The 23966-nt window shown below is 70.6% G+C and carries 27 protein-coding genes; 16 read left to right on the top strand and 11 right to left on the bottom strand.

Annotation, left to right across the window (positions count from 1 at the left end):
• Positions 1 to 15: 15 nt before the first annotated feature.
• From AAME72_RS16615 to lnt, 7 genes are read left to right on the top strand one after another with little or no spacing between them, the layout of a single operon-like run.
• On the top strand, positions 16 to 1068 hold the full coding sequence (locus tag AAME72_RS16615; protein WP_348787640.1) for a WYL domain-containing protein: 1053 nt from the start codon (positions 16 to 18) through the stop codon (positions 1066 to 1068).
• Entirely contained in the window at positions 1061 to 2035 is a 975-nt protein-coding gene (locus AAME72_RS16620; RefSeq protein WP_348787641.1) for a WYL domain-containing protein, read from the top strand. Before AAME72_RS16615 ends, AAME72_RS16620 begins: the two co-directional genes overlap by 8 nt.
• 9 nt (positions 2036 to 2044) lie before the next feature.
• Positions 2045 to 2395: a hypothetical protein gene (locus AAME72_RS16625; RefSeq protein WP_348787642.1), complete on the top strand. Its 351-nt coding sequence runs from the start codon at positions 2045 to 2047 to the stop codon at positions 2393 to 2395.
• Positions 2396 to 2397: 2 nt separating this feature from the next.
• Positions 2398 to 2646, top strand: coding sequence for a Sec-independent protein translocase subunit TatA (gene tatA / locus AAME72_RS16630; RefSeq protein WP_348787643.1), 249 nt, complete (start codon positions 2398 to 2400; stop codon positions 2644 to 2646).
• A 4-nt stretch (positions 2647 to 2650) separates the two neighbouring features.
• Positions 2651 to 3442 (top strand): twin-arginine translocase subunit TatC, encoded by a 792-nt coding sequence (gene tatC / locus AAME72_RS16635; RefSeq protein WP_348787644.1) that lies wholly within the window; start codon positions 2651 to 2653, stop codon positions 3440 to 3442.
• Positions 3443 to 3485: 43 nt separating this feature from the next.
• Entirely contained in the window at positions 3486 to 5918 is a 2433-nt protein-coding gene (locus tag AAME72_RS16640; RefSeq protein WP_348787645.1) for a DEAD/DEAH box helicase, read from the top strand.
• 37 nt (positions 5919 to 5955) lie between these two features.
• A complete protein-coding gene (lnt, locus tag AAME72_RS16645; RefSeq protein ID WP_348787646.1) occupies positions 5956 to 7506 on the top strand; it encodes an apolipoprotein N-acyltransferase in 1551 nt (516 codons plus the stop codon).
• Between the two features lie 31 nt (positions 7507 to 7537).
• Here the strand turns inward: lnt and AAME72_RS16650 are convergent, their stop codons facing one another.
• From AAME72_RS16650 to AAME72_RS16665, 4 genes are all read right to left on the bottom strand, one after another.
• Positions 7538 to 7909, bottom strand: coding sequence for an RNA polymerase-binding protein RbpA (locus AAME72_RS16650; protein WP_348787647.1), 372 nt, complete (start codon positions 7907 to 7909; stop codon positions 7538 to 7540).
• Positions 7910 to 8005: 96 nt separating this feature from the next.
• Positions 8006 to 8758: a glycerophosphodiester phosphodiesterase gene (locus AAME72_RS16655; protein ID WP_348787648.1), complete on the bottom strand. Its 753-nt coding sequence runs from the start codon at positions 8756 to 8758 to the stop codon at positions 8006 to 8008.
• Positions 8755 to 9717 carry an SPFH domain-containing protein gene (locus AAME72_RS16660; RefSeq protein ID WP_348787649.1) on the bottom strand — a complete coding sequence of 321 codons (963 nt, stop codon included), beginning with the start codon at positions 9715 to 9717 and terminating at the stop codon, positions 8755 to 8757. The genes AAME72_RS16655 and AAME72_RS16660 overlap by 4 nt, the downstream gene beginning before the upstream one ends.
• Positions 9714 to 10214, bottom strand: a complete 501-nt coding sequence (locus AAME72_RS16665) for an NfeD family protein (RefSeq protein ID WP_348787650.1) — start codon at positions 10212 to 10214, stop codon at positions 9714 to 9716. Before AAME72_RS16665 ends, AAME72_RS16660 begins: the two co-directional genes overlap by 4 nt.
• 108 nt (positions 10215 to 10322) lie before the next feature.
• Between AAME72_RS16665 and AAME72_RS16670 the strand changes: the two genes are divergently transcribed.
• Both AAME72_RS16670 and AAME72_RS16675 read left to right on the top strand, forming a co-directional pair.
• Positions 10323 to 11093 (top strand): SDR family oxidoreductase, encoded by a 771-nt coding sequence (locus AAME72_RS16670; protein WP_348787651.1) that lies wholly within the window; start codon positions 10323 to 10325, stop codon positions 11091 to 11093.
• Complete coding sequence (locus tag AAME72_RS16675; RefSeq protein WP_348787652.1) at positions 11090 to 13087, top strand: S9 family peptidase; 1998 nt, start codon at positions 11090 to 11092, stop codon at positions 13085 to 13087. Before AAME72_RS16670 ends, AAME72_RS16675 begins: the two co-directional genes overlap by 4 nt.
• Positions 13088 to 13132: 45 nt before the next feature.
• Here AAME72_RS16675 and AAME72_RS16680 read toward each other — a convergent pair whose 3' ends face one another.
• The gene (locus AAME72_RS16680) at positions 13133 to 13771 is read right to left on the bottom strand and encodes a DUF308 domain-containing protein (protein WP_348787653.1); all 639 of its coding nucleotides are present in this window, start codon (positions 13769 to 13771) and stop codon (positions 13133 to 13135) included.
• A 122-nt stretch (positions 13772 to 13893) separates the two neighbouring features.
• Here AAME72_RS16680 and AAME72_RS16685 point away from each other — a divergent pair, with 122 nt between their 5' ends.
• A complete protein-coding gene (locus AAME72_RS16685; RefSeq protein WP_348787654.1) occupies positions 13894 to 14430 on the top strand; it encodes a hypothetical protein in 537 nt (178 codons plus the stop codon).
• 61 nt (positions 14431 to 14491) lie between these two features.
• On the opposite strand, the gene AAME72_RS16690 is transcribed toward AAME72_RS16685, so the two are convergent.
• Positions 14492 to 15385: a hypothetical protein gene (locus AAME72_RS16690; protein ID WP_348787655.1), complete on the bottom strand. Its 894-nt coding sequence runs from the start codon at positions 15383 to 15385 to the stop codon at positions 14492 to 14494.
• A gap of 288 nt (positions 15386 to 15673) precedes the next feature.
• On the opposite strand from AAME72_RS16690, the gene AAME72_RS16695 reads away from it, so the two are divergent.
• From AAME72_RS16695 to AAME72_RS16705, 3 genes are read left to right on the top strand one after another with little or no spacing between them, the layout of a single operon-like run.
• Positions 15674 to 16270, top strand: a complete 597-nt coding sequence (locus AAME72_RS16695; RefSeq protein ID WP_348787656.1) for a dihydrofolate reductase family protein — start codon at positions 15674 to 15676, stop codon at positions 16268 to 16270.
• 31 nt (positions 16271 to 16301) lie between these two features.
• Positions 16302 to 17072: a CPBP family intramembrane glutamic endopeptidase gene (locus AAME72_RS16700; RefSeq protein WP_348787657.1), complete on the top strand. Its 771-nt coding sequence runs from the start codon at positions 16302 to 16304 to the stop codon at positions 17070 to 17072.
• Positions 17073 to 17101: 29 nt separating this feature from the next.
• Entirely contained in the window at positions 17102 to 17701 is a 600-nt protein-coding gene (locus AAME72_RS16705) for an N-acetyltransferase (protein WP_348787658.1), read from the top strand.
• Positions 17702 to 17805: 104 nt separating this feature from the next.
• Here AAME72_RS16705 and AAME72_RS16710 read toward each other — a convergent pair whose 3' ends face one another.
• Positions 17806 to 18342, bottom strand: coding sequence for an MOSC domain-containing protein (locus AAME72_RS16710; protein WP_348787659.1), 537 nt, complete (start codon positions 18340 to 18342; stop codon positions 17806 to 17808).
• 128 nt (positions 18343 to 18470) lie between these two features.
• On the opposite strand from AAME72_RS16710, the gene AAME72_RS16715 reads away from it, so the two are divergent.
• Positions 18471 to 19070, top strand: coding sequence for a dihydrofolate reductase family protein (locus AAME72_RS16715; protein WP_348787660.1), 600 nt, complete (start codon positions 18471 to 18473; stop codon positions 19068 to 19070).
• Here the strand turns inward: AAME72_RS16715 and AAME72_RS16720 are convergent.
• The gene (locus AAME72_RS16720) at positions 19043 to 19498 is read right to left on the bottom strand and encodes a CGNR zinc finger domain-containing protein (RefSeq protein WP_348787661.1); all 456 of its coding nucleotides are present in this window, start codon (positions 19496 to 19498) and stop codon (positions 19043 to 19045) included. The two genes, AAME72_RS16715 and AAME72_RS16720, sit on opposite strands and share 28 nt — an antisense overlap.
• Before the next feature lie 74 nt (positions 19499 to 19572).
• Between AAME72_RS16720 and AAME72_RS16725 the strand changes: the two genes are divergently transcribed.
• The gene (locus AAME72_RS16725) at positions 19573 to 20568 is read left to right on the top strand and encodes a transporter (RefSeq protein WP_348787662.1); all 996 of its coding nucleotides are present in this window, start codon (positions 19573 to 19575) and stop codon (positions 20566 to 20568) included.
• A gap of 94 nt (positions 20569 to 20662) precedes the next feature.
• On the opposite strand, the gene AAME72_RS16730 is transcribed toward AAME72_RS16725, so the two are convergent.
• A complete protein-coding gene (locus tag AAME72_RS16730) occupies positions 20663 to 21409 on the bottom strand; it encodes an alpha/beta hydrolase (protein ID WP_348787663.1) in 747 nt (248 codons plus the stop codon).
• 214 nt (positions 21410 to 21623) lie between these two features.
• Positions 21624 to 22514 carry a universal stress protein gene (locus tag AAME72_RS16735; protein WP_348787664.1) on the bottom strand — a complete coding sequence of 297 codons (891 nt, stop codon included), beginning with the start codon at positions 22512 to 22514 and terminating at the stop codon, positions 21624 to 21626.
• Between the two features lie 144 nt (positions 22515 to 22658).
• Between AAME72_RS16735 and AAME72_RS16740 the strand changes: the two genes are divergently transcribed.
• A complete protein-coding gene (locus AAME72_RS16740; protein ID WP_348787665.1) occupies positions 22659 to 23228 on the top strand; it encodes a GNAT family N-acetyltransferase in 570 nt (189 codons plus the stop codon).
• Positions 23229 to 23258: 30 nt separating this feature from the next.
• On the opposite strand, the gene AAME72_RS16745 is transcribed toward AAME72_RS16740, so the two are convergent.
• Entirely contained in the window at positions 23259 to 23957 is a 699-nt protein-coding gene (locus tag AAME72_RS16745) for a WYL domain-containing protein (protein ID WP_348787666.1), read from the bottom strand.
• Between the last annotated feature and the right edge of the window lie 9 nt (positions 23958 to 23966).

Genomic DNA, 23966 nt, shown 5'->3' on the forward strand with positions numbered 1-23966 from the left:
CACTAGGATGGTCGGGTGCCCCGATCGTCCTCTTCGCCCGCGCGCGTCCCGGTCGAGGAGCGTCTGTTCAGTCTCGTCCTGGCGCTGCTCGCGACCGAGAACGGCCTGACCAAGAACGAGATCCTCTCGACCGTTCAGGGGTACCGGCAGCGGTTCGACGCGCACGGCGACAACAGCAGTCTCGAGCGTCAGTTCGAGCGCGACAAGGACGACATCCGCGAGCTCGGCGTGCCGCTGGAGACGGTGGAGTCGCCGGACGCCGCCGGGAACAACCAGCTGCTGCGCTACCGCATCCCGAAGGGCGCATACGACCTGCCGCAGGACGTGGTGTTCTCCCCGGAGGAGATCACCCTGCTCGGCCTCGCCGCGACCGTGTGGCGCGAGGGTTCGCTCTCGGGGGAGTCGCGCCGGGCGCTGATGAAACTGCGGTCGCTCGGTGTCGAGGCGGACGACCCGGTGGTCGGCTACGCGCCGCGGCTCCGGGTGCGCGAGAGCGCCTTCGAGCCGCTGAGCCAGGCGCTCGAGCGCCACGCGATCGTCCAGTTCCCGTACCTCAAGCCCGGCGAGAGCGCGTCGCGGCTGCGCACGGTCGCGCCGTTGTCGCTCGTGCAGCACCAGGGCCGCTGGCACCTGCAGGGCATCGACCAGGACGCGGGCGGGTCGCGCACCTTCCTGCTCTCGCGCATGGTCGGGCCGGTCAAGGTCACCTCCCGCACGTTCCGCCCGGAGGGTGACGACTTCGCGGAGAAGGCGCTGGAGGAGCTGCAGCGGATCTGGGAGGCGAACGTCGCCGAGATCGAGGTGACGGCGGGGACCGACGCCGCGACGCGTCTCGGCAAGCGCTATGGGGATGCGGTCCCGTCAGGCCTCGACGGCCGGCCGTTCCGCCTGACCGTGAACTTCTCCGACATCAACATCCTCGCCGACCAGCTCGCGAGCTTCGGGCCCGAGGTTCTCGTCCTCTCTCCGCAGGAGCTGCGCCAGAAGGTCCTGGACCGGCTGGAGGCGACGGCGAGGGCGCACGAGGGGGATGCGGCGCGCGACGACACGGGGGAGAGCCATGGCTGAGCGACGTCGGCCGATGCAGGCGCAGGACAAGCTCGCGTTCCTGCTGGCGCTCGTCCCGTACCTCATGGACAGGGACCGGGTGAGCGTCGCGGAGGCGGCGGAGCACTTCGGCGTGGATGCCGAGAGCATGCGGGAGGCGGTGCGGCTGATCGCGGTGTCCGGCGTGCCGGGGGAGACCAACGCCTACCAGCCGGGCGACCTGTTCGACATCGCCTGGGACGACTTCGAGGACAACGACCAGATCGTCCTCACCCACCAGGTCGCGATCGACGACTCTCCGCGCTTCTCTGCGCGTGAGGCGGCGGCGCTGATCGCCGGCCTCCAGTACCTGACGGCGCTGCCGGAGAACGCCGACCGCGATGTGATCGGCTCCCTGATGGCGAAGCTGGCGCGGGGTGCGTCCGCCGCGCCGAGCCAGGTGGCGGTCGCGCGGTCGGAGGCGGACGAGGCGCTCGCGACCATCCGGGACGCTGTCGTCGCCGGCACGCAGCTCGAGTTCGACTACCTGAACTCGCGGGGAGAGCGCGAGCGCCGCCGCGTCGACCCGCTGCGCGTGGAATCCATCGACCAGGACTGGTACCTGCGCGGCTGGGACCACCTGCGCACCGCCATCCGCACCTTCCGCCTCGACCGGATCGACGGGCTGGTCGCCTCCGACGAGCCGATCACCTACCGGCCGGGCGACGTGAGTCTTCCGGAGACGCTGTTCGAGGGCACGCCGGACGACCTGCTCGTCACCATCGAGGTGTCGGCGTCGGCCGTGCCGCTGATCGAGGACTACATCCCCGAGGGTGCGGCGCGCACGGAGCGGGACGGCCTGATCACCACGAGCGTCCGCGTCGCCCATTTCCACGGGCTGAAGCGGCTCGTGGCGGGGCTCTCCGGCGTGCTCACGGTGCTCGACCCGCCCGAGGCGCGGCGTGTCGTCGCGGACTGGGCGCGCGCCGGCGCCGAGCGCTACCGGTAGGCTTCCCCCATGCCCTGGTGGTCGTGGCTCCTGATCTGGATCGTGCTCGTGCTCGGTCTGCTCGCGATGCTCGCGTTCTTCGCCTGGTGGCTGTTCCGGAAGCTCATGGCGGCAGCCCACGAGGCGTCAGCGCTGCTGGAGAAGACGGAGATCCTGAGCCGGCGTGCCGAGGAACTGCAGGAGGAAGCCTTCCATCCTGCCGTCCTGGCCGATGCCGGAGAACTTCGCGCGGCGCGCGAGCAGACCATCGCCGATCGGGCCGTCGCACGGCAAGCTCGCAGGGATGCCCGGGTGCGGCGCGGTAAACTGCTGGTCGAAGCGGACCCGTTCCGCTACGCCCACCTAACCAAAAGGACCTGATCATGTTCGGTGGCCTCACCGGATGGCACCTGCTCATCATCCTCGCCATCATCCTGCTTCTCTTCGGTGCGCCGAAGCTGCCCGCGCTCGCCCGGAGCATCGGCCAGTCGATGCGCATCTTCAAGGGCGAGGTCGACGAGATGAAGAAGGACGACGACAAGGACGAGAAGGGCGCCAAGGACGCCGGCCCCTCCGCCTCCTCGTCGGCCCCCGCCGGCAGCGACTCGACAGAGTCCAAGCCGAATTCCTGAGCCGGTGGCCTCCACGAAGCGAGGCAAGAACCGCGAAGGACGGATGACGCTCGCCGAGCACTTCATCGAGCTTCGCAAACGCCTCTTCCGCTCCGCCATCGGCCTCGTCGCCGGGTCGATCATCGGCTGGTTCATCGCCGGTCCGGTGATGGATGCGATGCGCGGGCCGATCACGGAGATCGCCAAGCAGCAGGGCCGCGAGGCGATGCTGAACTACGACAGCATCACCGGTGCGTTCGACCTGAAGATGCAGATGGCGATCACGATCGGCGCCATCATCTCCAGCCCGGTCTGGCTCTACCAGATCTGGGCGTTCTTCGTGCCGGCGCTCACCCGCCGCGAGCTGAAGTACGCGTTCGGCTTCTTCTTCACCGCGGTGCCGCTGTTCATCGCCGGCGGCGTCGCAGGCTGGCTGCTGGTGCCGCACATCGTGAGCCTGCTCACGAGCTTCGCGCAGGAGCAGGACTCGGCGATCATCGCCGCGAAGACCTACTTCGACTTCATCATGAAGCTGGTGATCGCGGTGGGCATCGCGTTCGTCCTCCCGGTCTTCCTCGTGCTGCTGAACTTCGTCGGCGTGCTGAGCGCCAAGTCGATCATCGCCTCGTGGCGGTGGGCGCTCATCCTGATCGCGCTGTTCACCGCCATCGCCACCCCGGCGGCGGACGTGCTGTCGATGTTCCTGCTGGCGATCCCGATGGTCGTGCTGTACTTCGCGGCCTACGGCGTTGCCTGGCTGCACGACCGGCGCGCGGCCAAGGCGGCGGACCGGCTGGAGGCCGAGCTCGCCACCTGAGCCGACCCGGACTTCGGGCGCTGCGAGAGCATAGGGTTGTCGAGTGACCGACCAGCAGCTCTCCCCGTCCGAGCGGTTCGCGGCGTCGCGGCAGCGCGCCAGGCAGCCGCTGCTGGAGACCTTCCGCGACGGCCTCCGCTTCGACCTCGACCCGTTCCAGAGGGAGGCGTGCGCGAGCCTGGAGAACGGCCGCAGCGTGCTGGTCGCAGCCCCCACCGGCGCCGGGAAGACGATCGTGGCCGAGTTCGCGGTCTTCCTCGCCATGCGCGAGGCGAACGCGAAGGTGTTCTACACCACGCCGATGAAGGCGCTCAGCAACCAGAAGTTCCAGGAGTTCGTGGAGGCGTACGGGCCGGAGTCCGTGGGTCTCCTCACCGGCGACACCAACATCAACTCGCACGCCCGCATCGTCGTGATGACGACCGAGGTGCTGCGCAACATGCTGTACGCCGATTCCGACCTGCTCGGGGACCTGGCGTACGTCGTGATGGACGAGGTGCACTACCTGGCCGACCGGTTCCGGGGAGCGGTGTGGGAGGAGGTCATCATCCACCTGCCTGCCGCGGTGCGGATGGTGTCGCTCAGCGCAACCGTGTCGAATGCGGAGGAGTTCGGCGACTGGCTGCAGGCCGTCCGCGGCGACACCGACGTGATCGTCTCCGAGGAGCGGCCGGTCCCGCTGGAGCAGCACATCCTGATGCGCTCGAAGCTGATCGACCTGTTCGACTCCTCGGGCCTCGCGGCGACCAACCGCGTCAACCCCGAGCTGGTGCAGATGGCGCGCTACGGCGGCCGGGTGCTCAGCAGCAGGCAGATGCGCGACGTCGGGCGCTACCACTCGAAGGGCGGCCGCCCCGACTCGTTCCGGATGAACCGTGCCGAGCTCGTGGCGCTGCTGGACGAGCGCAACCTGCTGCCCGCGATCTTCTTCATCTTCAGCCGCAACGGCTGCGAGGCCGCGGTCAAGCAGGTGCTCCGCGCCGGCGTGCGGCTCACCGAGCGCCAGGAGCGGGACGAGATCCGCGCGATCGTGGAGGAGCGCTGCCGCACCCTCCTCGACGAGGACCTCGCGGTGCTCGGCTACTGGGAGTGGCTGGAGGGGCTAGAGCGCGGCGTCGCCGCCCACCACGCCGGGATGCTGCCGGCGTTCAAGGAGGTCGTGGAGGAGCTGTTCCGTCGCAAGCTCGTCAAGGTCGTCTTCGCGACCGAGACGCTCGCGCTCGGCATCAACATGCCCGCCCGCACCGTGGTACTGGAGAAGCTGGAGAAGTTCAACGGCGAGTCCCGCGTGCCGATCACGCCGGGGGAGTACACCCAGCTCACCGGCCGCGCCGGGCGGCGCGGCATCGACGTCGAGGGCCACTCGGTCATCCAGTGGGAGGACGGGCTGGATCCGCAGTCGGTCGCCTCCCTCGCCTCCCGCCGCAGCTACCCGCTGAACTCCAGCTTCCGGCCCACGTACAACATGGCCGTGAACCTGATCGACCAGTTCGGCCGGCAGCGCACCCGCGAGATCCTCGAGTCCTCGTTCGCGCAGTTCCAGGCCGACCGGGCCGTGGTCGACCTCGCCCGCAAGGTGCGCCAGCAGGAGGAGTCGCTCGCCGGCTATGAGAAGGCGATGCAGTGCCACCTCGGCGACTTCCGGGAGTACTCCCGCATCCGCCGTGAGCTGAGCGACCTGGAGAAGAAGGGTCAGCGCATGGAGCACGCCTCCCGCGCCGACCGTGACCGGCGGCAGCGGCAGCTGACCGCGCTGCGCAAGCGGATGCGCGAGCACCCCTGCCACCGCTGCCCGGACCGGGAGCAGCACGCGCGTTGGGCGGAGCGCTGGTGGAAGCTGAAGCGCGAGACGGACCGGCTGAGCGCGCAGATCCAGTCGCGGACGGGCGCCGTCGCGAAGGTGTTCGACCGGGTGTCGGACGTGCTGCTGGAGCTCGGCTACCTGACCGAGGAGGACGGCGGCACCGCGCTCACCGTCCACGGCAGGACGCTGAAGCGGATCTACGGCGAGCGCGACCTGCTCGTCGCCGAGTGCCTGCGCCGCGGCGTCTGGAAGGAGCTGGACGCGCCGAGCCTCGCGGCGATGGCGTGCGCCCTCGTCTTCGAGCCGCGCCGCGACGAGGGTCTCGCGCACGACAGGAACCTCCCGCGGGGCGCCTTCCGGCCCGCGCTAGACAAGACGACCGACCTGTGGGCGCGGCTGGACGACCTGGAGCGCGAGAACCGTCTTCCGGGCAGCGAACCGCCCTCCACGGCGCTCGCCCTCGCCATGCACCTGTGGGCGAAGGGCGCGGGGCTGGATGCCGTGCTGCGGGAGGCGGACATGGCGGCCGGCGACTTCGTGCGCTGGTCGAAGCAGACGATCGACCTGCTCGACCAGCTCTCGCTGGTGGCCCAGGGCCAGGTGGGCAGGACGGCCAGGCAGGCGCTGGAGGCGATCCGCCGCGGCATCGTGGCGTACTCGTCCGTTGCCTGAGCGGCGCACCGAGCGGGATGCCTTAGGCTCTCCCTTCGTGACCCCGTCCCCGCGCGCCCCGCTCCCGCTCTGGCTCGCGGTGCTGCTCGCGGCGGCCGCCGGTCCGGTGCTGGACGCCGCCTTCCCCGACCGGGACTGGTGGCCGCTGATCTTCGCCGGGATCGCGATGGTGCTGCTCGCGCTGCGCGGCCGGCGGGCGGGTGCCGCATTCCTGGTCGGGTTCGTCGCGGGGGAGTCCTTCTACCTCGTCCACGTCGCCTGGACGGCGCTGTACCTCGGCCCGGTGCCGTGGGTGGCCCTGTCCACGTTCGAGGCGCTGTTCTGGGGCGTCGGCGGCATCCTGATCACCCTCGCGTACCGCTGGGTGCCGCGGGCGTGGCCGTCGCTTCCCGGCCGGCTGGGGCTGCTCCCGGTGGTCGTCGCGGGGCTCTGGGTGCTGCGCGAGTTCGTCACGGGCACCTGGCCGTACGGCGGGTTCTCCTGGGGCCGGGTCGCCGAGTCGCAGTCGCAGAGCCCGCTCGCTCCGCTCGTGGCCTGGCTCGGCATCTCCGGGCTCGGCTTCGTGATGGTGTGGCTCGTCGCGCTCGTCATCGAGCTGTGCTTCGCCGTGGATGCGGCGGTCGTCTGGCGCGGCGCCGTCGCCGTCGGCGCGATCGCCCTGGTGCTGGTCGTCCCCGCGTGGCCGACACCGACGCACGGGACGACGAGGATCGCCGCGGTGCAGGGCAACGGTCCGGCCGGCTACTTCGACAACGCCCCGCCGACGGCCGTGCTGAACACCCAGATCGCCGAGACCCAGAAGATCGAGGACGAGAAGGTCGACATGGTGGTCTGGCCGGAGGGCTCAGCGCAGCCGGACCCGACCCGCGACCCCGACACCGCGGCGATCCTGGATGCGCTCAGCCGCCGGATGGACGCGCCGTTCATCGTCGGCACGATCACCGAGCGCGGCGGGAGGCTCTTCAACACGTCGCTGCAGTGGGAGGCGGGGAAGGGCGTCGTCGACTACTACGACAAGAAGCATCCCGTGCCCTTCGGCGAGTACGTGCCCGATCGGTCGTTCTGGCGCCCCTTCGCGCCGTCGCTCATCGACCTGATCGGACGCGACTACACGCCAGGCACGCGCGACAACGTCTTCGACGTGAACGGCGTGCGCGCCGGCATCTCGATCTGCTTCGACATCGTGGACGACCAGCTGCTGACCGACATGATGCAGGGCGGCGCGCAGGTCATCCTCGCCCAGACCAACAACGCGGACTTCGGCGAGACGGACGAGAACCAGCAGCAGCTGGCCATCGCGCGGCTGCGGGCGATCGAGTCCGGGCGCGCGCTCGTGAACATCTCCACCGTCGGCAGCAGCCAGATCATCGCGCCGGACGGGAGCACGATCTCGGAGATCCCGCCGTTCCGGCCGGGTCACATGGTCGCGGACGTGCCGCTCGGCACAACGACGACGCCCGCGACGCTGCTCAGTCGCGGCATCGAGTTCCTCGTCGCCGGCCTCGGCCTGTTCGGCCTGCTGGTGGCGTTCGGCGGCCGACGCAACCCGGCCCCGGACGTGAGAAGGCCGCTCCCACCCGTTCGGTGAGAGCGGCCTCGGCTGTGCCGTGCGTCGTGTCTCAGGCGCTGTGCTTGTGCTCCGCGGTGCCGCGGCGTGCGCGCAGGTACTGGAGGCGCTCCTCCAGGAGCTCCTCGAGCTCGGCGCGGGTGCGACGCTCCAGCAGCATGTCCCAGTGGCTGCGCGGAGTCTTGGCATCGGAGTGGTCGACCTCGACGGGAACGTCGTCGACGAGCAGTCTGGCCTCGTGCCCGCAGTGGCGGCACTCCCAGGTCTCGGGGGCATCGGCTTCGGCCGAGAACACCATTTCAGTGTCCTTGCCGCAGACGGTGCACTGGTACATGTAACGGGAACGCGGAGAATAGACGACGCCCTCTTCGCTTTGTAAGCTCTGGGCGCCAAGTCTCATTCCGCGCAAGCTGCGATCTGCCATTGTGTGGTCTCCTCTTCGCGCGAATCGTCACCAGTTATAAACCATCAAACTGGGGATTCTCTTTCCGCGGGAGCCGTTCTCTCAGTGCCCTCACAGTCAGGGGATCCGCGTGTCGACCAGCGCTTTCAGGACGTCGCAGCGGTCGGTGACGATGCCGTCGACGCCGGTCTCGAGCAGCCGGATCATGTCGCCCGCGTCGTTCACCGTCCACACGTGCACCTCGGCCCCGGCCGCCTGGATCGCCCGCACGGAACGCGCGGTCACGATGCGCAGCGGGCCCCGGCGCTCGGGGACCTGCACGGCGGCGAAGCCGCGCAGTGCGCGCCGGGTGAGCGGCGCGATCCCGAGCTTCGCTCCGAGGAGCGCGGGGGCGAACTCGGAGACCGAGGGCGAGGTTGCGACGCCGGGCAGCGCATCCACGACGGCACGCCGCCGCGCCTTCGAGAAGCTGGTGATGAGCACGCGGCCCTGCGCGCGGGCGGCGCGGATGGCCTCGACGGCGGGCGCCGCGGACGCCTCGTCCTTGATGTCGATGTTGAACCGGGCCTCGGGGAAGGCGTCCAGTGCCTCCGCAAGCGAGCAGTAGCCCTGACCGTGTCCGAGGTCGATCCGGCGCAGCTCCGGCATGGTGAGCTGGCCGACGGCGACCGAGCGGCCGGCGACGCGGCCGAGGTCCGGGTCATGACTGATCACCGCAACCCCGTCCGCCGAGGCGTGCACATCCGTCTCCAGGTGCGTCGCGCCGGCGTTGAGGGCGCGCAGGAAGGCCAGGAGCGAGTTCTCCGGCGCGTCGAGCGCCAGCCCGCGGTGCGCGATGATCCGTGGGCGGCGTCCGTCGAGGAAGGTCACGCCGGCGGAGCGGGGGGCGTCTGCTCGGCCGGGGCGGAGGCTGCGGCGTCGGCCGCGGCGGCGCCCCGCTCGCCGAAGGCCTGCCCGATTCCCTTGAGCGCCTCCGTGAGCTCGCTTGGGATGATCCAGAGCTTGTTCGCGGGGCCGTCGGCCAGCTTCGGCAGCGTCTGCAGGTACTGGTAGGCGAGCAGCAGCGTGTCCGGCTTCCCCTCGTGGATGGCGCCGAACACCGTGGTGATGGCCTTCGCCTCGCCCTCGGCGCGGAGGACCGCGGCCTTCGCGTCGCCCTCTGCGCGCAGGATCGCGGCCTGCCGCAGCCCCTCCGCGTTGAGGATCTCGGACTGCTTGGTTCCCTCGGCGGTGAGGATGAGCGCGCGGCGATCGCGCTCGGCGCGCATCTGCTTCTCCATCGAGTCCTGGATGGAGACGGGCGGGTCGATCGCCTTCAGCTCGACGCGGGATACTCGGATGCCCCACTTGCCGGTCGCCTCGTCGAGCACGACGCGCAACTGGCCGTTGATGTTGTCGCGGCTGGTCAGCGCCTCCTCGAGGTTGAGGCCGCCGACCACGTTGCGGAGCGTGGTGGTTGTCAGCTGCTCGACGGCGCCGAGGTAGTTGGCGATCTCGTACGTGGCGGCCCGCGCGTCCGTCACCTGGAAGTAGACGACGGTGTCGATCGAGACGACCAGGTTGTCCTCGGTGATCACGGGCTGCGGCGGGAAGGAGACGACCTGCTCGCGCATGTCGATCAGCGGACGCACCTTGTCGATGAAGGGGACGACCACGTTCAGGCCCGGGTTGAGCGTCTTGTGGTACCGGCCCAGTCGCTCGACGACCCCCGCCCGCGCCTGCGGGATGATCCGGATGGCGCGGAACAGAGTGACCAGAACGAAGATCGCGATCACCAGGATGATGATCGAGACGACGATGGTCACGACGAGCTGGGTGACATCGGTCACGTGGCGCTCCTCTCGGTCAGGCCGTCGGCTCCCGCCGACACGGGGTACGGGGCGACCACGGCGGTCGCGCCCTCGATGCTCACGACGACGACGTGCTCGCCGGGGACGAGCTCGGCGGGGCCGGACGGGGCGGGGGAGAGCCGCGCGGTCCACGTCTCCCCGATGGTGAGTTTCACCTGCCCGCTGGTGCGGGAGACCGTGGAGACGACGACGGCGCCCATCCCGATCAGCGCATCCACGTTGCTCTTGGCGGGATCGCCGCCGCGCTTGAGCGCGTGCAGCAGCGGCGGCCGGATGAAGAAGACCAGGATCACCGACAGCGCGGCCGCGATGATGAGCTGCAGCCACCAGGGCGCGCCGAACAGACCGGCGAACAGGCCGCCCAGGCTGCCGACGGCGATCATCAGGAACACGAAGTCGAGCGTCAGCATCTCGATGATGACGAAGACGAGGATGAGGACGAGCCACGCGATCCAGGCGAAGGATGCGATGTCCATAGCAGCCCCCTTAGTGTCACTGATGACGCTACCAGCATCGCGCCGGGGCGCACGGAACCCACTTGGTAGTCTCAGATTCGAGAGTTTTCTTCGGATCTAGGAGTCTTCGTGTCCAACCCCCTCGCCGCCGCGTCCCTCGCCGGCAAGCGCGCCCTCGTCACCGGTTCCTCGCGTGGCATCGGCGCCGACACCGTCCAGTACCTCGCCGAGGCCGGCGCGTCGGTCGTCATCAACTACCGCAACAAGGAGGCCCGCGCGGTCAAGCTCGCGGACCAGATCCGCGCGGCTGGCGGCACCGCGCTGACCGTCGGCGCCGACCTGACCGACCCCGCGTCGGTCTCCGCCATGTTCGACACCGTCGCCTCCGAGTGGGGCGGCCTCGACATCCTCGTGCTGAACGCCTCCGGCGGCATGGAGTCCGGCATGGCGGAGGACTACGCCATGCAGCTGAACCGCGACGCGCAGGTGAATGTGCTGCAGGCCGCGCTGCCGCTGCTCGGGCAGGGCGCCCGCGTCGTGTTCGTCACCAGCCACCAGGCGCACTTCATCCGCACCACGCCGACGATGCCCGAGTACGAGGCCGTCGCGCTCAGCAAGCGCGCCGGAGAGGACGCGCTGCGGGAGCTGATCCCGGCCCTGACGGAGAAGGGCGTCGAGTTCGTCGTCGTCTCCGGCGACATGATCGAGGGCACGATCACCGCGACGCTGCTCAACCGGCTGAACCCGGGCGCGATCGACGCGCGCAAGGAGGCCGCGGGCAAGCTCTACAACGTGAGCGAGTTCGCCGCCGAGGTGGCCGCCGCGGTCGTCGACCCCGTGCCGGCCGATCACACCCGCCTGGTCGGCGACGTCTCGAGCTTCGAGCCGGTCGCCGAATGAGGGCCGCCGACCTCGGGCTCCTGACAAGCGTCTCCACGCCCACCGTCCACCCGGGCGGGTCGCGGGCTGTCGTCTCCGTGACGCACCCGTCTCTGGAGGCGGATGCCGCGGTCGGCCAGCTCTGGAGCATCCCGCTCTCCGGCCACGCAGCGCCGCGCCGGATCACGCGCGGCTTCCGCGACACCGCTCCGCGGTTCTCGCCGGACGGTCGGCTGATCGCGTTCCTGCGCGCCGCGCCGAAGGCCGCCCCCCAGCTGTATGTGGTGGACGCGGCCGGCGGCGAGCCGGTGCAGGTCACCGATCGCACGCTCGGCGTGAGCGAGTTCGCCTGGGCGCCGGACGGCCGCTCCCTCGCGTTCGTGAGCCGCGAACCCGAGCAGGGCCGCTATGGCACCGTGGAGGGGATCGACCCGAACGCGGAGCCCGCCCGCCGCATCGACACACTGAAATATCAGGCGAACGGACTCGGCTACATCACCGATCGTCGCGCGCACGTCTTCCTGGTGTCCGTCCCGGACGTGTGGGCGGAGCCCGCCGTCGCTCCCGCACCGCTGGCGGACGGGTCCACCGGCGTGAAGCCGGGCGTGCCGGACGCGCGGCAGCTGACGACGGGGGAGTGGGACGACGGAGGGATCGCGTTCTCGCCGGATGGTGCGACCCTCGCGTTCGTCTCGGAGCGGCACGCCACGCGCGACACCGACCTGCGCTCGAACGTCTTCCTGGTGCCCGTCGACGGCTCGCGCGAGCCGGTGGACGCGACGGGGGAGCACGGCTCCTTCTCCGTAGTGGCGGTGCAGTACGGGCTGAACGGCGTCCTGTACGTCAGCGCGCAGGACGTGGGGGAGACCGGCCGCGACTTCGTCGCCCGCAACACCGCGCTCTACGCGATCGACCGCGCGGGCTCCGCGCCGCGCATCCTCACCGATCCCGAGACCGTCGACCTCACCGAGTCGGACATCGTGGCGTACGGCGACGACGCGGTGCTGGTGCGCGACCGCCGCCGGGGCGCGCTGGTGCTGACGCGGGTGTCGTCTTCGGGCACGATCGAGCGGCTCACCGACGAGGCGACCGTCGTCTCCGGCGTTGCCACAGCAGGCGAGGTCATCGTGGCGAGCATCGCCGATGCGACCACAGCGGGCGATGTGGCGCTGGTCACCGACGCGGGCCTCACCCGGCTCACCGATTTCTCGCGCGACCTCCGCGCCGCGGGCGTCATCGCGCCGCGCGAGCTCACCGTGAGCGGCCGCGACGGCTACCCGGTGCACGGCTGGGTCGTGGTGCCGGAGGGCGAGGGCCCGCACCCGGTGCTGCTGGACATCCACGGCGGCCCGTTCGCCGCGTACTCGCCCGCGCTGTTCGATGAGGCGCAGGTCTACGCGGCCGCCGGATACGCCGTGCTGCTGTGCAACCCGCGCGGCTCCGCCGGCTACGGGCAGGAGCACGGCCGCGTGATCCGCCAGCGCATGGGGACCGTCGATCTGGACGACGTGCTCGCGTTCCTCGACGGCGCGATCGCCGAGGTCCCGGGCCTCGACGGCGAGCGCGTCGGCGTCATGGGCGGGTCGTACGGCGGCTACCTGACCGCGTGGACGATCGCGCACGACCACCGCTTCGCCGCGGCGATCGTCGAGCGCGGCTACCTCGACCCGGAGGCGTTCGTCGGCACCAGCGACATCGGCAGCTTCTTCAGCGACGAGTACACCGGCACCGACCCCGAGCGGATGCGCGCGCAGAGTCCGCAGGCGGTCGTCGGCCAGGTGACGACGCCCACGCTCGTGCTGCACTCGTCGGCGGACCTGCGGTGCCCGCTGGGGCAGGCCGAGCGCTACTACACGGCGCTCAAGCGCAACGGTGTGGAGGCGGAACTGGTGATCTTCCCCGGCGAGGACCACGAGCTGAGCCGCAGCGGACGCCCGCGGCACCGCAGGGAGCGCTTCGACATCATCCTCGACTGGTGGGCGCGCCACCTGCCGAGCGGCAGCAACCGGGTCTGAGCCGTCACCGGCGGGGGAGCAGGCCGCTTCCCCGCCGGTGATATTTCACGCGGTCCGGGGCGTGCCGGGGGAGGACACGGCGGCAAGCGCCTCCCGCCCGAAGGTGAAGGCGCGGACGATGCCGATGATCCCGAGCACGATCAGCGCGACGGCGGCGAACATGATCAGGAAGAACGTGGACGAGGCTGGCATGATCAGCACGACGAGCCCGGCGATGATGCTCAGGATGCCGTAGGCGATGGCCCAGCCGGACGAGCGAGCGCGTCCGGATTCGACGAGCGCCATCACGCCCTCGATGATCCAGCCGACACCGATGAACGCGACCGCGAGGATCAGGAGCACGGTGGCGGCCTCCGCGACGTTCTTCAGCGCGATGACGCCCGCGATCACCAGCAGGACCCCCAGGATGATGTTGAGCGTGCGGATGCCGCCGCTGATGCCGCGCGCGAAGATCCCGACGCCGAGCCGCATGATCCCGGAGACCACGAAATAGATCCCGAGGAAGATCGCGAAGACGGCGATCGTCTTGGCCGGCCAGAGCAGCAGCACGACGCCGAGGATGACGGCGACGACGCCGCTGACGCCGAGGACCGCGCGGATGCCGTTGATGGCGGATCGCGTCATGTCGGTGGCGTCGAGCGAGAACTCGTGGACGGCTCTGGCGAGCGGATCGGTGGAGGACATCCGGAACATCCTTATCTCTCGGGGGCCGCGCGGGCCGTGGCGTCACTCGAACACTAGCGATGCGGGTGCCGCGTGCGTCAGTGCCGTTCTGCGTGGCGTCGGCGTGCTGCCAGGATTGTGGTGTGGACCTCGACAGACTCGGCGAACGGATCTGCATCCTGGGCCCGTCGAACAGCGGCAAGTCGACGCTCGCTGCGGCCATCGGCGCCCGGCGTTCGCTACCCGTGGTGCACCTCGACCAGTACCGGTTCCAGCCGGGCACACAGTGGGTGGAGCGTCCGGACGGCGAGTTCGAGGCACTGCACGATGCCGCGGTCGCCGGCGAGCGCTGGGTCATCGACGGGAACTATTCGCGCTGGCTGCCGACTCGGCTCGAACGAGCCACGGGGCTGGTGCTGCTGGACGCGTCGACGGCGGCCAGCATGATCCGTTACTTTCGCCGCACGTTGGGAAGCGGTCACCGAGTGGGCGCCCTCGAAGGCACCCGGGACCGGATCGGGATGGAGATGATCACGTTCATCCTCGGGCCGGCCCGAGCAGGTCGGCGCCGCAATCGTGTCGTGTTCGAGGATTTCGCGGGACCCAAGACGTTCGTGCCAAGCCGCGGGGCATTGCGAGAGTTCTACCGAGACAACGGGCTCACGTTCGACGCTCGGTGAACTCACGCGGATCGAGTTGCAGCCATCGCGGCCCTCGCGGGTGAAGCGCTGATAATGCACATTATGTCAGGTCACGCACCGCTCTAGGACGGAAGCGTCGATCGATCGCCCCCTCGAGCATGGCGTCCAGGGCACGCGCAACCTCGATCGGGTTACGGATGGCCGTGGTGTATCGCATCCGTCCGGCAGCCTCGGGTGTCCAGGTGTTGTGGCCGTCGGCTTCGACGGCCACGCTGCCGGGTGGGCTGAGCTCGAACCCCCACCGCTCCGGGTCCACAGCCAGCAGGACCGCCAGGAGGTCCCAGCTGGGACGCCCGCCGCGCCTGCCGCAGAAGGCGCGATACGCCGACGAGACCAGGTCGACCCGGTCGGAGCTGGTCAGACCCCTGCCCGTCTCGATCTCTGCACCGATCTCCCACCCGAGAAGGTCCAGCGGTGTCGGCCATCGAGTGAGCATGGCGCGCGTCAGCTCGGGGGCCGCGGCGAAGTTGTACTCGACGCCGCTCGGGAAACGGCCCCCCATGACCGCCGCGCGTTCGATCTTCCGTGCCACAGTGTCCGCGCCCGCGTCATCGAGAAGGCCCACGAGGATCCCGTAGAACCCGAGCGAGACGAGGGTGAGCGAATGGTCGGCGGCTGAGTCCAGCACCCGGTTCCAGAGGCGCCCAGCGGGCTCGATCGCGCGCGAATCGTCCTCACGGCCGTGCGCCTGCACGAGGGCGTGTGCGAAGTCGTTCCGAGCGACGCGATCGTCGAGTTCGGCGAGCGACCCCACGGGGATGCCGGGACGCCCGAACGCTCGATTGATCGCGGCGACAGCGAGCCCACCCCAGCGGCTCGGAGTGTTCACGAGCACCGCGGCGATCTCCACGGTTCCCTCATCGGCCAGAGCATGCGCGACCACGAGCGCGCCCACGTCGTCCACGTCGTCGAAGATGTCGGTCTCGATGACCAAGCGGACCGTCACTCGCCCTCCCCCGTCCGCTCCTCCGCGTCAGGCCGTTCGGCCCGGGTGGCGGCGCGCACGTCATCGAGGTGCCCGCGGCCGTGATCCATGGCGCGAGCGTACTCGCTCACGACGAACCGATCTGCTCGGACACGTCGCCGCCGCGCGACGTGGAGTCGCCGTGGACGCGGCCACGTACCCGGCGTGCGGGTCTGTGGTCCTGGGAGGCCCCTCGACACCGAGCGACCTCATCCGCTGAACTGTGTGTTGTCGATCGCAACGGAGGGAACGCACGGCATGAAACTCACGGTCAGTCTGCAGGTCACGCTCGACGGCGTCGCCCAGGCCAACGGAGGGAACGACGAGGAACTGGATCCGGGCTTCACCCGAGGCGGGTGGGCGATCGCGTTCGACGACGCCGAGTGCGGCGACTACATCTTGGAGACCTGGCGTCGTGCCGATGCCTTCCTGCTGGGACGGAAGACCTTCGATCTGTTCGCGACGTACTGGGGCGCGCGCCGGGATGACGGAGGATTCGGGGAGGCGATCAGTTCGCGACCGAAATTCGTCGTCTCGAACACGCTGGAGGACCCGCGGTGGGAGCACTCGACCGTCCTCTCGGGCGATGTCGCCGCGCGCATCGGGGAGGTCACGGCCGGTTCCGAGGGTGAGCTCCTCCTCGTCGGCAGCGTGGCCCTGGCTCGATGGCTCCTCGAGAACGAACTCGTCGACGAGCTGAATCTCATCCAGTTCCCCGTCATCATCGGTCAGGGGACGTCGTTCCTTCCGCGCGAGGGTCGCGCCATTTCGCTGGAGCTACGGGACTCGCGCGTCTTCCCCAGCGGGATCGTGGCCCTCACCTACGGCGTCGGGGGCAGCCCGCGGCTCGCGTGAGCTGCTTGCACTCGGAGAAGCGGAGCACGACGTGACTGCGCAACGCGACGGATCGGCCGCGCTCGGCGTGGATCCGGAGAGGACCACCTCCACATGGCGGGGACTCGCTGGTGGGATCGGGGTGCAGCTCGGGCGCCTGGTCCTCATCGTCTCGGCATCCCTCGTGCTGCCCGTGCTCGGGGTGCGCGGCTGGGATGTCGGGTTGGTTGTGAACGCGCTGTGCTGCATCTATGCGGTGGTCCTCGTGACCGGGTGCCGACTGTGGCGCGCGTCCGGCATCGCACGCGTTCGCGTCGCCCCGATCGCTGTTCTGGCGCTGATACCTCTGGTCGTCGAGGCCGTCTCCTGGCTTCTCCCGGCCGGCCTGGTGGATGCGCCGCCTGGCGCAGCGTGGTGGGCCCTCTCGATGCTGCTCGTCGGCGTGAATGAGGAACTGATCAGTCGTGTCGTCGTTCTCTCGGTTCTGCGTCGCGCTTTCACAGCCGTGCCCGCAGTGCTGATCGGCGCCGTGCTGTTCGGGTTGCAACACCTGTCGCAACTGCTCACCGGGGCCACGTCCGATCCCGGTGAGATGATATGGCTGATCGTCACTGCGACCTGCTTCGGGTTCGCCTACGGTGCGTATCAGGCACGGTTCGGCTGGGTGCTGCCGCTGATCGTGTTGCACGCGCTCTCCGACTGGCTATCGGTGCTCTCCCCCGGCCGCCCCGGCGATGTCGTCACTGTGGTTGTGTTGGCAGTACTCATCGCGACGGGCGTTCTCCTCCTCGCACCACGATTCGCTCCTCACGCGCTCCGATGACTCCGCAGCACACCGATCCGGGAGGATCCATGTCGCACTTCACTCACGTGCCGCCGTCCGGCATCCCGGACCGGCTTGTCACGGACGCGTTCACCCTGCGCCCGCTGCGCGTCGCCGACACGGCGCTCGACTACGACGCCGTGATGGAGAGTCGGGTGTATCTGCGGCCGTGGGAGCAGACCGGGTGGCCGGCCGACGACTTCACGTTCGCCGAGGATCTCGAGGATGTCACGATGCTGGAGCATCGGCATGACGAGCGTCAGGCGTTCACCTATACGGTGCTCTCCCCCGACGAATCCGAGTGCCTCGGGTGCGTCTACATCCTGCCGCCCGACGCACGGCACTACCGCGAGGCCACCGTTGCGCCGGCCGGCGATGCGGAATGGGAGGACGTCGGCGCGCTGGTGAGCTTCTGGGTGCGCACGTCTCGACTGGCGAGCGGACTCGACGTGGCGCTGCTCGACAGCGTGCGGGCTTGGCTCGCGCAGTATCCGCGCCTGGGGAGGCCGCTCTACGTCACGAACGAGCGGGTCGACCAGCAGGTGGCGATGCTGAAGGGCACGGAGCTGCAGCTCCTCTTCCGCATCACCAAGCCGACGCACCCGGGGTCCTACCTGGCGTTCGGATGATGCTCGACGTGTTCGACTCGTGCCCTCGCCACCATCTGCTGGTCGTCGGCGCCGCAGCGCTGGCGTCGTCCCGGCTGCGCGGCCGCCGGGCGCGCTGACGCGGGTCAGACCGGGGCGAGCTCCTCGAACGGGCCGGACGGCAGCGTCACCTCGATGACGTCGCCGGCCTTCACGACGCCGCCCTCGATGACGACCGCCATGACGCCCGCCTTGCGCACGGTCGCGCCATCCTCATCGGTTCCGACGACCTGCTTGAGCAACCCGGGGCGGAAGCGGTCGATCTGCACGCACGGATTGCGCAGACCCGTCAGCTCGACGACGGCCCGATCCCCCAGGCGCAGCACGGTCCCCCGCGGCAGCCCGAGCAGGTCGACACCCGCCGTCGTGACGTTCTCGCCGAGCTGTCCCGGCTCCACGTCCGCGGTGACCTCGTCGAAGAGCTCGCTGTGGATCAGGTGCACCTGGCGGAGGTTGGGCTGCGTCGGGTCGCGCCGCACCCGGGAGAGGTGCTGAACGGTCGCGCCGAAGTGGGCATCCCCCTCTACTCCGAGCCCGGCCACGAGCGTGATCGCATCCTCCGGGGCCTTCGAGAAACGGTGCCGCGCGTCGCGGCTGACCCCCACCACCCGTGCGCTCGTCATGCGACCATCGTTGCGCACCGGCCGGTGGTCCGTCCAACGGCGCGCGTGGACGGGACGAGCACGGCAGTCGAAATCGGCTCCCGCCATTCGTGTAGGACGCGAAGCACGAGAACGGAAAGGGGCTTCGAATGAGTGCGATCTTCATCGCCGAGCACATCAGTCTCGAGGGCGTCATGCAGGCGCCAGGCCGGGCCGACGAGGACACGAGGGGCGGCTTCCGCGGCGGCGGCTGGGCGACCGCCGGGGCGAACGGGCAGGTCACCTCGGCACTCGCAGACCGCGTCGGCCAGGCGGGCGGGATGCGTCTGCTCCTCGGCCGCCGGAGCTACGACGACATGCTCTCGTACTGGAACGCGCAGGGCGGCCCGTTCGCGGAGGGCCTCAACGCCGCCCCCAAGTACGTCGTCTCGCGTCAAACGGGCACCCCACTCCCCTGGCCGAACTCCACACCGATCACCGGCGACGTGGTCGACGCCATCCGTGCCCTGAAGCGGGAGCCGGGTCCGGAGCTGTGCGTCATGGGCAGCGGCGAACTGGTCGACACCCTGCTCCGTCGCCGGCTCGCCGAGGAACTGCTGCTCTTCATCCACCCGCTGCTCCTCGGGTCCGGCCGGCGGCTCTTCCCCGCCGAAGGGGCAGCGCCGTTGGCAGTCGAACGCCTCTCGTCCGCCGCCACGGAGACGGGCGTCGTCATCGCGCGCTACCGCGTGCGGGACGTCGCGCCCTGACCGGCGCGGGCGTAGTGCCGGCGCGCCTTCATCCGGTTGCCGCACTGCGACATCGAGCACCAGCGAGCGGAGTTCGGCTTGCTGTGGTCGATCAGGAACTTGTTGCACTCCGGATTCGCGCACGGCCGGAGCCGGCCGGGCAGCTCCTCCTGGATGCGCGCCCACTCGAGCACGAGCTCCGCCCTCCCCCGCTCCCCCTCCGGCGCGTCGAGCATCCACTCGATGCCGGTGCTGGTGAGCGTCGGGCGCTTGCGCACACCGTCCAGGTGGTGTGCGAGCACAGCGGCCTCCGTCTCGCCGCGGATGACGGCGTGCAGTTCGTCGCGGAGGCGGGCCGTCTCGGGGTCGGCCAGCGTCTCGACGATGCGGCCGTCGACGACGGGCGCGCTGTTGAGCACGTCGAGAAGGGCTTGTTCGCTCGGTGTCACCTAACCAGTCTAACACGTTTGACAGGTTAGATAGTCGTTCGCTAGAGTCGGCCGGTCACCGAAAGGACGCCACCATGAGCCCCGCGCAGCGCATCCCCCTGAACACCCTGGCGATCGCCTTCGGGCTCGCCGGGCTGGCCACGATCTGGACGGTGGCCGGCCGGCTGCTCGGCGTCCCCGCCGGCGTCGGTCAGGCGCTGTGGGTCGTCGTCGCGGTCGCGTGGATCTGGCTGATCGTGGCGCACCTGCGCCGCGGTGCGCGGAGCGCCGAGTCGCTCGCTCAACAGCTGCGGCATCCCGCGCAGGGGCCGATCGCGGCACTGGTACCCGTGGTCGGGATGCTGCTCGGCGCCGACCTGTACCCGTTCCTCCCCGTAGTGGGCGAGGCGGTCGTCGTCGTCTCGATCGTGGCCGCGGCGCTGTTCGCCGGCTGGATCCTCGCGTTCTGGCACCGCGGATCCCTGCCCCCGGAGGCGTTCCACGGCGGCTACCTGCTGCCGACGGTCGCCGCAGGACTGGTCGCGGCGACCACCTCGTACCGCGTCGGGCTGCCTGCGCTCGCGATCGGCGCGTTCGCGGTGGGGATCTTCTTCTGGGTCGTCATCTCGACCGTCCTGCTGGCGCGGCTGGCGTTCTTCGCGCCGCTCCCGGACGCCCTCACGCCCACGTGCGCGATCCTGCTCGCACCGCCCGCCGTGGCGGGGACCGCGTGGTTCACCATCAACGGCGAGCGGGCGGACACGATCTCGCTTGCGCTGCTCGGGCTGCTGGTGCTGATGGTTCTGCAGCAGGTCGCCCTCCTCCCCCGCTACCGCCGGCTGTCGTTCACGCTCGGCTTCTGGTCGTTCACGTTCCCGCTGGCCGCCGCCGGCGGCTACGGCGTGGAGTGGGCGTCGGTCGCGGCCTTCCCCGGCTGGCAGCCGGTGGCCTGGCTGCTCGTGGCGGTGGTCACCGTGGTGATCCTCGCGGTGGCAGCGCGCTCGCTCGTACTCGTCGCGAGCGTGCGGCGGGGCGCTCGGCGCGCGGAGAACGTGCTGCGCCACGCCGACGACGCCGTGGAGACACGCTGACCCCTCTCCGCGCCCGCCTGGCGGTGGCCGAGCGGTCGCGACGCGCCGTCATGCGTCCGTCGACGCGGCGTGTCGCGACCGTTCGACGCGGCGGCTAGCGCGTCAGGTGGCGGGCGAAGAAGCGGGACGCGTCCTCGCCGGCCCAGGTGGGTACTCCCCGGTGGCCGCCGAGGTTCGCCTGCAGCGTCTTCTCCGCCGAACCGAACGCATCGAAGAGGTCGAGCGCCATCCGGCGGTCGTTCCCCTCGTCGTCCCACTGGAGCAGGACGTGCAGCGGGATGGTCACCCGCCGCGCCTCGTCGAGGATGACGCCGGGGACGAAGCTGCCGGCGAACAGGCCGGCCGCCACGATCCTCGGCTCGACCAGCGCCAACCGGACGCCGATGGAGATGATGCCTCCGGAGTAGGCGACCGGGCCGCCGATCTCCGGGAGCGCCAGGACGGCATCCAGCACGCCCTGCCACTCGGGCACGGCCGCGTCGACGAGCGGCAGCACCAGCCGGTCGATGACGTCAGGGCCGACCGGTTCGCCGGCGGTGATCGCCGCGCGCATGTCGCGGCGCGCATCCTCCACCGCGGTCAGTCGCGGCCGGTCGCCGCTTCCCGGCAGCTCGAGGGTGACACTGGCGAAGCCGAGGGAGGCGGAGCCGAGGGCTCTCCCCCGCAGCCGCGGAAGCATCGGGTCGAGACCGCCGGGATGGCCGAGCAGGATGAGTGGGACGGGGGTGGAGGCGGACGCGCCCTCCGGGGTCCAGAGGACGCCGGGGATGCCGTCGATGGTGAACGCGCGCTCGAGGACGCTGTCGTCGATGCGCTGCTCGGAGGTGAAGGTGATGTTCATGATCGTGCCTTTCGGGAGTGCTCTGTGGCGCTCCCGGACGATCTATCGCCCGACCGTTACTCCAGACGGGAGCACCCATGTCGAATCGTTCACGGGTATCACCTCCTCGCCTCTGCTGTTCACGGCCTCGGGAAGCATAGCAGCGTCATCGCATCGGCGCGTCTTCGAGCCAGTTCGTCCCAAGACTCCGGAGTTGCGCACACGCGGACAAGGACTACTCGGCCCGGTCCCGCTCCACCTTGTGGCCGACCACCGCGACCGGGCGCTCGGCGTTGCGCAACACCTCCCGGCTGACCGAGCCGAGCAGGGCGCGGCGGATGAAGCCCTTGCCGTGCGAGCCGACGACGATCAGTTGCGCGTCCTGCGCGTTCGCGACGATGGCCTCGGCGGGGTGCCCGTCGGCGACGATCGTCTCCACGTCGGAGGAGCCGCCGAGCGCTGGGACCGACTCGAGCGCACGGGCGATCACGGCGTCCGCATCCACAGCGGCGGCCGCGCTCATCCGCTCGGCCAGCTCGGGATCGGACGCGCTGACGGCGGGATGCGACTCTGTCACGGACACGACGCGGACACCGACCCCGCGCACCCTGGCCTCGGCGAGCGCGAACGCGAGCGCGGCGGAGCCGAACTCGGAGCCGTCGACACCGACGACGATCGGCCCGTCGTCCCCGGGCTGCTCCTCGGGGCCGACGACGACGAGGGGGCACGGCGACTGGACGCTGAGCCGGTCGCTGACGGAGCCGAGCAGCGCGCTCATGGCCGTGCCGAGCCCGCGGCGGCCGACCACGAGGAGGTCTGCGCCGTCCGCCGCCGCGATGAGCACGGCACCGGCCGGACCGATCTCCGCGGACTCCGTGACGGAGATCGCGGGGTCGGCCTCGCGCGCCCGCGCCGCGCCGGCGGCGAGGATCTGCAGGCTGTACTCCCGCGCCCAGTCGACCGCGGTCGGATCAGCGACGAAGCCGTAGAACTCCATGGCCGGCAGCGTGTATGCGCTGACCAGGTGCAGCGCGGCGCCGCCGGCGTGCGCCCTCCCGATCGCCCACTCCAGTGCGGCACTGCTCTGCGACGAGCCGTCGATTCCGACGACGATACGACCAGCCATGGATCCACCCACCAATCTCCCGGGGCTACCAACCGGACCACCCTAGCCACGCGGGACCCCGGACGTAAGGGTCGAAATGCGGCGAACGGTGGCGGGTGCGTCCTCCGTCCGTGATGGAATGGCGGCGGAAGGGTGAGGTGCAGCATGACACGTGGTCCGGACCGGCCGGAGCCGGCCATCGCGGTGCACCGTCACGACACCGCTGCGCTGCTTGCGGCGCTCGGCCCGTTCTTCGACGCGGAGTACAACGCGGAGTTCGGGGCGTGGGAGCCGCAGCAGCCGTACGGCTACGCCCCCTTCGACGTGCGGGTGGTCGCGCGGATGGGCACCGCGGTCGTCGGCCATGCCGGTTTCCAGCGCCGCGTGATCGCGGTCGGCGACGCGGAGGTGGTCGTCGGCGGTACCGGCGGGGTCCTGATCGCGCCCGAGCAGCGGGGCACCGGGCTCGGGCGGCGCCTGATGCGGGCGACGCTCGCGGCGATGCGGGACGCCCTCCCGGTCGACTTCGGTTACCTCGGCTGCCGGGAGGAGGTCGCCGGGTTCTACGAATCGGTCGGCTGGACCCGCGTCCGCGTTGCGGAGCGATCGGTCTCCGCGCGCGACGGGCGGCCTGTGCATCAGGAGGCGGGGCCGCCCATCCTCATCGCTCCGGCGTCGCGTGCCGTGGTCGAGTGGCCGACCGGGCCGGTGGATCTGCGCGGCCGACCCTGGTAGCGGGGTGACGCTCCGGGGCAGCGGTAGGGGTCAGAGGGCGGGGTCGACGGGACGCGCGGTGTCGGGCGGCGTGCCGGCGGCGGCCACCGGGACCGGCGCTGCCGCCCGCGACGTCACGTTCGCCGAGGCGATCCGGTCGATCCGGAACCAGCGGATCGCGTCACGCAGCCGGCAGTGCCCGACCAGATACCAGGCGCCGTCGGCGCGGGCGAGGAAGGCCGGGTCGACCTCGCGCGTCGTCAGGGCCCCGTCCGCGTCGCGGTAGCGCACGGTGAGGACGCGCGACTCGTGCAGCGCCTGTTCGACGGCACGCCGGACGTGCGCGTCGCCGGGACGCTCCTGCTGGTCGAGCCAGATGCGGGCGGCGGTCGCGGATGCCCGGCGGCGGGCGGCGCCGGGCATCGCCGCGAGCACCTTGCCGAGGGCGGCGCGCGCGTCGGCGTCGAACGGCTGGCCGCGGTGCGCGGCGACGGCGGCCGCGAGGCCGGACGCCTCGGCCGCGGTGAAGTTCACCGGAGGCAGCGTCGCCTCGGCATCGACCGTGTAGCCGCCGCCGCGCCCGGGCCGCGCCCACACCGGGAAGCCGCCCTGCTGGAGCGACGAGATGTCGCGCTTCACGGTGCGCGCGCTGACCTCGAACCGCGCGGCGAGCTGCTCGGCGGAGCGGCCGGCGGACCCGGCGCGGCGCAGCTCCTCGCGGAGCGCGTACAGACGATCGGTGCGATTCATCGCCCAATG

It is taken from the genome of Leifsonia sp. NPDC080035 (genome assembly GCF_040050925.1).
Lineage (GTDB): Bacteria > Actinomycetota > Actinomycetes > Actinomycetales > Microbacteriaceae > Leifsonia.